This window comes from Bacillus sp. AM1(2019) (assembly GCF_009906915.1).
In the GTDB taxonomy this organism is placed as follows: domain Bacteria; phylum Bacillota; class Bacilli; order Bacillales; family Bacillaceae; genus Bacillus; species Bacillus velezensis.
This window is the reverse complement of record NZ_CP047644.1, coordinates 1-10,000: the sequence shown is the minus strand read 5'-3', so window position 1 is coordinate 10,000 and position 10,000 is coordinate 1. Positions and strand designations below refer to the sequence as shown.

The 10,000-nt window shown below is 45.6% G+C and carries 7 protein-coding genes and 1 rRNA gene (1 of these 8 cut by a window edge); all 8 read right to left on the bottom strand.

Annotation, left to right across the window (positions count from 1 at the left end; genetic code table 11):
* Positions 1-646 (bottom strand): 16S ribosomal RNA (locus GNE05_RS00040); it reaches 904 nt to the left of the window's first position.
* Positions 647-945: 299 nt separating this feature from the next.
* A complete protein-coding gene (gene gyrA, locus GNE05_RS00035; RefSeq protein ID WP_160182318.1) occupies positions 946-3,408 on the bottom strand; it encodes a DNA gyrase subunit A in 2,463 nt (820 codons plus the stop codon).
* A gap of 215 nt (positions 3,409-3,623) precedes the next feature.
* Positions 3,624-5,540: a DNA topoisomerase (ATP-hydrolyzing) subunit B gene (gene gyrB / locus GNE05_RS00030; protein ID WP_014720600.1), complete on the bottom strand. Its 1,917-nt coding sequence runs from the start codon at positions 5,538-5,540 to the stop codon at positions 3,624-3,626.
* 56 nt (positions 5,541-5,596) lie between these two features.
* Positions 5,597-5,842, bottom strand: a complete 246-nt coding sequence (remB, locus tag GNE05_RS00025; RefSeq protein WP_004392908.1) for an extracellular matrix regulator RemB — start codon at positions 5,840-5,842, stop codon at positions 5,597-5,599.
* A gap of 17 nt (positions 5,843-5,859) precedes the next feature.
* The gene (gene recF / locus GNE05_RS00020) at positions 5,860-6,972 is read right to left on the bottom strand and encodes a DNA replication/repair protein RecF (RefSeq protein ID WP_021494588.1); all 1,113 of its coding nucleotides are present in this window, start codon (positions 6,970-6,972) and stop codon (positions 5,860-5,862) included.
* Positions 6,973-6,987: 15 nt separating this feature from the next.
* The gene (gene rlbA, locus GNE05_RS00015; RefSeq protein ID WP_004392910.1) at positions 6,988-7,203 is read right to left on the bottom strand and encodes a ribosome maturation protein RlbA; all 216 of its coding nucleotides are present in this window, start codon (positions 7,201-7,203) and stop codon (positions 6,988-6,990) included.
* A gap of 135 nt (positions 7,204-7,338) precedes the next feature.
* Positions 7,339-8,475, bottom strand: a complete 1,137-nt coding sequence (gene dnaN / locus GNE05_RS00010; protein WP_021494589.1) for a DNA polymerase III subunit beta — start codon at positions 8,473-8,475, stop codon at positions 7,339-7,341.
* A 184-nt stretch (positions 8,476-8,659) separates the two neighbouring features.
* Positions 8,660-10,000, bottom strand: coding sequence for a chromosomal replication initiator protein DnaA (gene dnaA, locus GNE05_RS00005; protein WP_004392913.1), 1,341 nt, complete (start codon positions 9,998-10,000; stop codon positions 8,660-8,662).

Genomic DNA, 10,000 nt, shown 5'->3' with positions numbered 1-10,000 from the left:
CCAATGACCCTCCCCGGTTGAGCCGGGGGCTTTCACATCAGACTTAAGAAACCGCCTGCGAGCCCTTTACGCCCAATAATTCCGGACAACGCTTGCCACCTACGTATTACCGCGGCTGCTGGCACGTAGTTAGCCGTGGCTTTCTGGTTAGGTACCGTCAAGGTGCCGCCCTATTTGAACGGCACTTGTTCTTCCCTAACAACAGAGCTTTACGATCCGAAAACCTTCATCACTCACGCGGCGTTGCTCCGTCAGACTTTCGTCCATTGCGGAAGATTCCCTACTGCTGCCTCCCGTAGGAGTCTGGGCCGTGTCTCAGTCCCAGTGTGGCCGATCACCCTCTCAGGTCGGCTACGCATCGTTGCCTTGGTGAGCCGTTACCTCACCAACTAGCTAATGCGCCGCGGGTCCATCTGTAAGTGGTAGCCGAAGCCACCTTTTATGTCTGAACCATGCGGTTCAAACAACCATCCGGTATTAGCCCCGGTTTCCCGGAGTTATCCCAGTCTTACAGGCAGGTTACCCACGTGTTACTCACCCGTCCGCCGCTAACATCAGGGAGCAAGCTCCCATCTGTCCGCTCGACTTGCATGTATTAGGCACGCCGCCAGCGTTCGTCCTGAGCCAGGATCAAACTCTCCGATAAAGTAGTTTGACTGACTACGCACATCGCTGTGCGATTTATTTAAAACTTTGAATTAACAGGTACGTTTTGTCTTGTTTAGTTTTCAAAGAACTTTTCTCACTTCTCTCGAAGCGACCTCTTAATCATAACATTTTTAGTTTGCTAGGTCAATACTTTTTTAAAAAATATTTTCGCTAGGCTTGCCTTTCTATTAAAAAGACAACAAAAATGATTATATCAGCATCATCACTGTGTGTCAAAGCTTTTTTTCATTTCTTTATATAGTAAAAGCGCAGCCTGTTACAGCTGCGCTTTTACGTTTATACTTCTTCCGTTTCTTCCGGCTGCTCTTCTTCATTCTTTTCCACAAGCGCCACAGTGGCTACATGCTCTTGATCAGACATGCGGATCAGACGGACGCCTTTTGTTACGCGTCCTGTAGTGGAGATATCATTAATATCCATTCTGATTAACACGCCGCTTGCCGTAATAATCATTAAGTCCTCTTCGCCTTTTGTTGCTTTCACGGTTACTAACGGACCGTTGCTGTCAGTGATTTTACATGTTTTAAGGCCTTTTCCGCCCCGGCTTTGAACTCTGTATTCTGAAGCCGGTGTGCGTTTGCCGTAGCCGTTTTCTGTCACTATGAGGACGTGGGAGTCTTCTTCAAGAATCTCCATGCCTACCACAACATCATCGTCTGTCAGCGTGATGCCTTTAACACCCGCAGCTGTTCGTCCCATTTGTCTTACATCTTCTTCAGGGAAACGGATCAGCAAACCGTTCTTCGTTCCGATGATGATTTGTTTCTTGCCGTCAGTCAGGCGGACGGCCATCAGTTCATCGTCTTCCCGGAGACCCAGGGCGATCAGCCCGTTATTCCGTATATTCGCAAACTGGGACAGTGCCGTACGTTTCGACACCCCTTGTTTGGTCGTAAAGAAGAGGTATTGCTCCTCATCAAACGTGCTGACCGGAATAATAGCATTAATCCATTCGCCTTTTTCAACTTCCAGAAGGTTAATAATCGGAATGCCTTTTGCCGTACGGCCGTATTCAGGGATTTCATATCCTTTAGAACGGTAGACCTTCCCTTTATTAGAGAAGAACAGGATCGTATCGTGCGTTGATGTGGAAATTAAGTGTTCCACAAAGTCATCTTCATTCGTTCCCATTCCCTGTACGCCTTTTCCGCCCCGTTTTTGGCTGCGGTATGTGGACGCCGGGAGACGTTTAACATAGCCGTTATGGGTCAGTGTGATGACGATGTTTTCTCTCTCGATAAGATCTTCATCTTCAATTGTTTCAAGACCGGACGTCACGATTTCAGTGCGTCTCTCATCATTGAAACGCTCTTTGATTTCATTAAGTTCTTCACGGATGATCTCAAGAACTCTTTCTTCATTGGCTAAAATATCTTTCAGCTCGGCGATAAGCGCAACAAGTGATTGATATTCCTCTTCAATCTTTTCGCGCTCCAGACCGGTTAATCGCTGAAGGCGCATATCCAGAATGGCTTGCGCTTGTTTTTCAGTCAGTGAGAATTGTTCGATCAAACCCGTTCTCGCAATTTCAGCCGTCTGGGAACTGCGGATAAGAGAAATAACGGCATCTAAATGATCGAGAGCGATTCTTAAACCTTCCAGAATGTGAGCTCTCGCTTCCGCTTTGCGGAGTTCGTAAGCCGTTCTGCGCCGGATCACAACCTTTTGGTGATCAAGATAATGCTCCAGACATTGTTTCAGGCTCAGCACCTTCGGCTGTCCGTCAACGAGCGCCAGCAGGTTGATTCCGAAAGACGTCTGCAGGGCCGTTTGTTTGTACAGGTTATTCAAAATGACGTGAGCATTGGCGTCACGGCGGATCTCAATGACGATTCTCATTCCGTTACGGTCGGATTCGTCTCGCAGGTCGGTAATTCCTTCGATTTTTTTGTCCCGGACAAGATCTGCGATTTTTTCAATTAATCTCGCTTTGTTCACCTGATAAGGAAGTTCCGTAACAATAATTCTTTCTTTTCCTGATGATGTCTCTTCGATTTCAGCCTTAGCCCGGATTGTGATTGATCCCCGTCCGGATTCATATGCCTTGCGGATGCCGCTCCGGCCCAAAATCTGACCAGCAGTCGGAAAATCCGGGCCCGGGATGTATTCCATCAGCTCCTGGTTTGTAATCTCAGGATTCTCACTTACGGCAAGCACGCCTTCAATGACTTCTCCAAGCTGATGCGGAGGAATGTTTGTCGCCATTCCGACCGCAATACCGGCAGCCCCGTTTACGAGCAGATTCGGAAATCTCGAAGGCATGACGGCAGGCTCTCTTTCTGAACCGTCATAGTTATCTTGATAGTCAATCGTGTCTTTCGTAATGTCACGCAGAATTTCCATTGCGATTTTTGACATTCTCGCTTCTGTGTAACGCATCGCGGCCGCTGAGTCGCCGTCAACCGAACCGAAGTTGCCGTGTCCGTCAACAAGCATGTAGCGGTAGTTAAAATCCTGCGCCATTCTGACCATTGATTCGTAAACCGCTGAGTCACCGTGCGGGTGGTACTTACCGATAACTTCACCGACGATACGGGCAGATTTTTTATATGGTTTGTCACTGGTCATGCCTAAATCATTCATTGCGTACAAAATCCGTCTGTGAACCGGCTTCAGACCGTCACGCACATCCGGAAGCGCCCGGGATACGATAACGCTCATTGCATAGTCCAGAAAGGATGTCCGCATTTCCTGACTGATATTGACTTCACGTACTTGTGGTGTGTTTTGTTCACTCATTAAAAAAACCTCCCTGAAGTATCACATGAAATAATGTGGGAGTAGATTGTCCATTATGATCTTCAATACGATTTCACTATTCTCCATTATATCAATAAACTTGTGTTTATACACATTAATTTAGTAGAATATACGGGTTTTGCGGGTTTTCAGAGGCTTTAGAAGCCGCTTTGAGAAAAAAGCCTTATTTCTTAACGAAAATAAGGCTTTCTTGGTTAAATATCAAGATTTTTCACGTATCTGGCGTTTGCTTCTATGAAGTTTCTCCGCGGTTCTACTTTGTCACCCATCAGCATTTCAAAAGTCTCGTCAGCGTCCATTGCATCTTCAAGATTGACTTGCAGAAGCGTTCTGGTCGCAGGGTCCATTGTCGTTTCCCAAAGCTGAGTCGCGTTCATTTCTCCAAGACCTTTATAACGCTGGAGGCCGGGCTTAGGCGATTGCGGAAGCTCTTTTAACAGCTCATCAAGCTGCTTATCGTTATAAGCGTATTCCACCCGTTTTCCCTGCTGCACTTTATAAAGCGGCGGCTGGGCAATGTAGACATAGCCGTTTTCGATGATTTCCCGCATGTATCTGTAGAAGAACGTTAATAAAAGCGTTCTGATGTGGGCGCCGTCAACATCGGCATCCGTCATGATGACCACTTTATGATAACGCGCTTTTTCAAGATTAAAATCTTCTCCGATTCCTGTTCCGAGGGCCGTGATCATTGATCTGACCTCATTGTTTGAGAGAATCTTATCAAGTCTGGCTTTCTCAACGTTCAGAATCTTACCGCGCAGCGGCAGAATGGCTTGGAAATGACGGTCCCGTCCCTGTTTCGCTGATCCGCCCGCAGAGTCACCCTCTACGATATACAGCTCGGAAATGCTCGGATCTTTAGAAGAACAGTCCGCCAGTTTGCCCGGCAGATTGGAAATCTCAAGCGCACTTTTGCGGCGGGTCAATTCCCGCGCTTTTTTCGCTGCCATCCGCGCTCTTGCGGCCATTAAACCTTTTTCAACGATTTTGCGGGCTGAATCCGGATTTTCAAGAAGGAATGTTTCCAGCGCAGAAGAAAACAGCGTATCAGTGATCGTTCTCGCTTCAGAGTTGCCGAGCTTGGTTTTCGTCTGCCCTTCGAATTGCGGATCAGGGTGCTTAATTGAAATAATGGCAGTCAGCCCTTCTCTCACATCATCCCCGCTTAAATTCGGATCATTTTCTTTGAAAATCCCTTTTCTTCTTGCATAGTCGTTTATGACACGGGTCAGACCGGTTTTAAATCCGGCTTCGTGCGTGCCGCCTTCGTATGTGTTGATATTATTTGTGAAAGAATAAATATTGCTTGTATAGCTGTCGTTGTATTGCAATGCAACTTCAACCGTTATGCCGTCTTTCTCGCCTTCGATATAAATCGGCTCTTCATGAACGACTTCTTTGGAACGGTTTAAGTACTCAACATAGCTTTTGATTCCGCCTTCGTAGTGGTACTCGTTTTTCCGTTCTTGTCCTTCACGTTTGTCTTCAATCGTGATGTTTACGCCTTTTGTCAGGAAGGCCAATTCCCGGACACGGTTTGAAAGCAGATCATAGTCGTATACAGTTGTTTCTTTGAAGATTTCCGGATCCGGAACGAAGTGCGTAATCGTTCCGGTCTTATCAGTATCACCGATCACTTCAAGATCGGCCACAGGCACACCGCGCTCGTACGCCTGATAGTGGATTTTTCCGTCACGATGAACCGTAACGTCAAGAGTAGTCGACAAGGCGTTTACGACGGACGCCCCTACACCGTGAAGACCGCCGGATACTTTATATCCGCTTCCGTCAAATTTACCGCCGGCGTGGAGAACGGTCATGATGACTTCAACCGCAGGGCGGCCCATCTTCTCCTGGATACCGACCGGAATTCCGCGCCCGTTGTCCTTAACGGTAATGCTGTTATCTTTTTCAATCTCGATATTAATATCTGTACAATAACCGGCCAGGGCCTCGTCAATACTGTTATCGACGATTTCCCACACCAAGTGGTGAAGGCCTTTGCTGTTAGTTGATCCGATGTACATCCCCGGTCTCTTTCGAACAGCTTCCAAACCTTCTAATACCTGTATCTGATTCTCATCATAACTATTTTGCTGCTGTTCCATAGCCATGCACATTCACCTACACTTTTCTTAAACGATATATTCATTGTAAAGATCCGCTAAGAATCTATTTCTAACATAAATTGCGCACGTTTCTTCAGTGTGCCGGAAGATAAGGGAGAGTAATATATATTCTCAGTCGTGACTACGATAGACTTTGGCGTGCCGTTTACGGACGGCACTACTTTTTCTTTCTGTCTGTCCAGAAATTCTTCAACAATCGGCGATACATTGACCTTGCAGTCAAAAATGCCGACGATATCGCGTGTTGAAACGACAAAGTCGTCACCTAAATGAATATACAATCGCTCACCTCATTTCTTCACTTCACTAACGTACCGTTTTCCACACGGAACATTCCTGCTTGATGTAAGGTATCGTGGTCAATGCCATCCACGCTTGTCGTGGTGACAAATGTCTGCACACGGCCTTGGATCGTATGAAGCAAATGGGACTGTCGGTAATCATCCAGCTCGCTTAGTACATCATCCAAAAGTAAAATGGGGTATTCTCCGATTTCTTCATGAATCAAATCTATTTCGGCCAGCTTCAAAGACAAAGCCGTCGTACGCTGCTGTCCCTGTGAACCGTACGTCTGCACATCGCGTCCGTTCACATAAAAAAGGACATCATCCCGATGCGGTCCGAATAATGTGACGCCTCGTTCTATTTCTTTTTCTTTTAATTTCGAAAAAGACTCCTGGTAGCTGTTACCTATTTTCGACAAATCTTTGGGATCTGATACATCAAGCGCCGTGTGATACTTAAGCGCCAGTTCTTCAAGTCCCCGGGAAATGCCGGAATGGATCGGCTGCGCCCATTTTTCAAGCTGTGCCGTAAACTGCAGACGTTTGGCGACAACTTTTGCGGCTGCTTCAATCAGCTGATCAGTGAGAACGTCAAGCATAGTCCGGTCAGTCTGTTTCCGGCTTTGCAGCTGTTTCAGAAAATGATTCCGCTGTGAAAGGATTTTTTGATAAAGAGATAAATCATACAGATAAACGGCAGAAACCTGCCCGATCTCCATATCGAGAAATCTCCTCCTCACCTGAGGGCTTCCTTTGACGAGATTTAAATCCTCAGGGGCAAACATAATGGTGTTCAGCGCTCCGACATACTGACTGAGTTTTTGCTGCTCTATATGATTGACCTTGCCCTTTTTACCTTTTTTGGAGATGACAAGCTGCATCGGGATGTCCCCGTTGCGCTTCATCACTCTTCCTTCTATTTTAGCATAGTCTTCGTCCCACCGTATAAGTTCTTTGTCATTTGAGGTGCGGTGTGATTTTGCCATCGAAAGGACATAGATGGCTTCCATCAGATTGGTTTTGCCTTGGGCATTTTCCCCGATGATCACATTCACCTTGTTTTCGAATTGAAGCTCAGCGCGCTCATAATTACGGTAGGATGTTAATTCTAAATTTTGGATATACAACCGCTGTCACCCGCTTTAATTGACGACTTGAAATGAACCAAATCCTTCAATCGCGACCACGTCTCCAACGTAAAGCTTTCTGCCGCGGCGATTGTCAGGTTCATTGTTGACAGTCACCTCATGCTCGCTCAGAAACCATTTCGCCATGCCGCCGGACTGAATTACATCGGCTAATTTTAAAAACTGGCCAAGCGTAATCATTTCTGTATCAATCGAAATCGGATTTGCCATAAATATCGACCTCTTTCAAATATCACTAATATCTAATTGTACTAAAAAATCCTGAAATAAGGAAAGGGAAAACTTGAGGGAGCGGCTGATGAATAGAAAAGCTGCCGAACTAAGCCGGCAGCACATTCTGTTTGATTAATACGTTCTGACCGGAAGGATGAGCTGAACGATGGTTTCATCATTCGGCGTACGGATAAGAAACGGTCTCATCGCTCCCGTAAAGCTGATACGGATGTCCGCTCCTTCAAGTACTTTCAGTGCGTCCATCATATATTTTGGACTGAATGAAATATTTAATTCCTCGCCGTCAATCCGGTCAGCCAGCACAGCTTCGACCACTTTTCCGATTTCCGGAGAATTTGATGAAATTTCAAGCGAATCCGCCGGTTTGGCAGAAAGCTTTACAACGTTGTTGCGGCCTTCTCTCGCCAATAAAGAAGCACGGTCTATCGCCTGTAAAAATTCCTTCGTGTTCACGACGATTTCCGTTTTGCTTTCCTGCGGAATTAAGCTGGTCGTGTCCGGATAGTTTCCGTCAAGCAATCTTGAGAAGAACAATACGTTTTTCGCTTTGAACAGAACTTGGGTTTCTGTAATCACGATATCAACCAGTTCTTGGTTGTCATCAAGAATTTTGCTCAGCTCGGTTAAGCTTTTCCCGGGAATGACCACGTTATAAGAGCTGTCTTCCGGAATATCAAGCTTCGCCTTTCTTAAAGCGAGTCGGTGGCTATCCGTGGCAGTGCATAATAATTCACCGTTTTCAACTTTCCAGTTTACACCTGTCAAGATAGGGCGTGTTTCTGAGGCGGACACAGCGAACACGGTTTGGCGGATCAGGTTTTTCAAAAGATCCGTCGGAATCTGAATGGCGTGATGCTCTTCGATTTGCGGTAGATGCGGATATTCATCTGCATCAAGGCCGTTTAAATTAAATTCGGCTTTTCCGGAACGGATAATCGTTAAATATTGATTTTGAACTTCGATTTCAACAGTCGCCATCGGCAGTTTTTTAACGATTTCGCTGAAGAAACGCGCTTGCAGCACGATACTTCCCGGCTGATCGATCGTCACGATTTCTTTATCATCTTCTTCTTTCGGAATGAATGACTCGATTGAAATATCAGAGTCACTTCCTGTGAAAGATACTCCTTCATCTGAGGCGACGATCTTAATACCGGTGAGAATGGGAATTGTGGTTCTGGATGAAACGGCTTTTAGAACGTCTTGTACACTTTCGACTAAACGATCTTTTTGAATCGTAAATTTCATGTTTATCCTCCTAACGGATAATATAATTAATATATTTTAAAAATAGCAGTAGTAATAGTAGGGCCTGTGGATTTGTGGATAAGTTGTGAAAAAGACAGGAAACACAGCCTATCCACATGTGGACAGACTGTGTATGGCTATGAAAAAGTTATTCACACTTTCCCCGATTCATCCGAGGACACTATTATTTAAGCAGTTCTTTTATTTCTTTCACCTGCTGCTGAAGCTGCTCGTCATCAATCAGCAGTTTTGAAATCTTTTCATGGGCGTGAATGACGGTTGTATGGTCTCTCCCGCCAAATTCTTCCCCGATTTTAGGCAAAGAAGAATCCGTCATTTCTCTTGAAAGATACATCGCAATTTGTCTTGGGAACGCCACGGATTTCGTGCGCTTTTTCGCTTTGAAATCTTCAAGCTTAATGTTGAACTGCTGTCCGACGATCCGCTGAATCTCTTTTATCGTAATGACCTTCGGCTTTGAAGACGGAATAATATCTTTCAATGCTTCTGCAGCCAGGTCTGCGTTAATGTCTTTATTGATTAAGGATGAATAGGCGACAACCCGGATTAATGCCCCTTCCAGTTCGCGGATGTTGCTGTCAATCTGATTTGCGATGTAAAGCATGACCTCGTTCGGAATATCAAGGCCTTCCGCCTTCGCTTTCTTTCTCAGGATGGCAATCCGCGTTTCCAGATCCGGCGGTGTGATATCCGTAATCAATCCCCATTCGAACCGCGAACGCAGGCGGTCTTCAAGGGTCGGGATCTCTTTCGGCGGTCTGTCGCTGGAAATCACGATTTGTTTGCTTTCTTCATGAAGCGTGTTGAATGTATGGAAAAACTCTTCCTGTGTTTGTTCTTTTCCGGCTAAAAATTGAATATCATCTATCAAAAGTACATCAACGTTCCGGTAGCGGTTGCGGAAATCAACGGCTTTATTATCGCGGATTGAGTTGATGAATTCATTTGTGAATTTTTCAGAAGACAGGTACACCACTTTGGCTGAAGGATTATGATCAATGACATAATGGCCGATCGCGTGCATTAAGTGGGTTTTTCCTAAGCCGACTCCCCCGTATATAAATAAAGGGTTGTACGCTTTAGCGGGTGCTTCCGCCACAGCCAGTGATGCTGCATGGGCGAATCGGTTTCCCGATCCGATGACGAATGTGTCGAATGTATATTTCGGGTTGAGCATGCTTTGGGGAAAATCAGACGGTTCCTCTTTTGCCGCTTTTTTCACTTGCGGTTTCGGTAAAAAGTCTTCTTCGTCCTGATTTTGAGGAATGACAAATTTGACGCTCAATTCTTCCCCGGTTAATTCATATATGGTATCTGCAATGAGATGTAAGTACCTGGACTCCAGCCAGTCTCTGGCAAATTCATTAGGAGCGGTGATGGTTAAGGTATCTCCTTGCAGCGAATGGGCTTTCGTCGACTTCATCCAAGTTTCGAAACTCGGTTTGCTTAGCTTTTTCTCAATTTGAGCTAGAGCTTGATTCCAAAGATCCAATATATTCTCCAT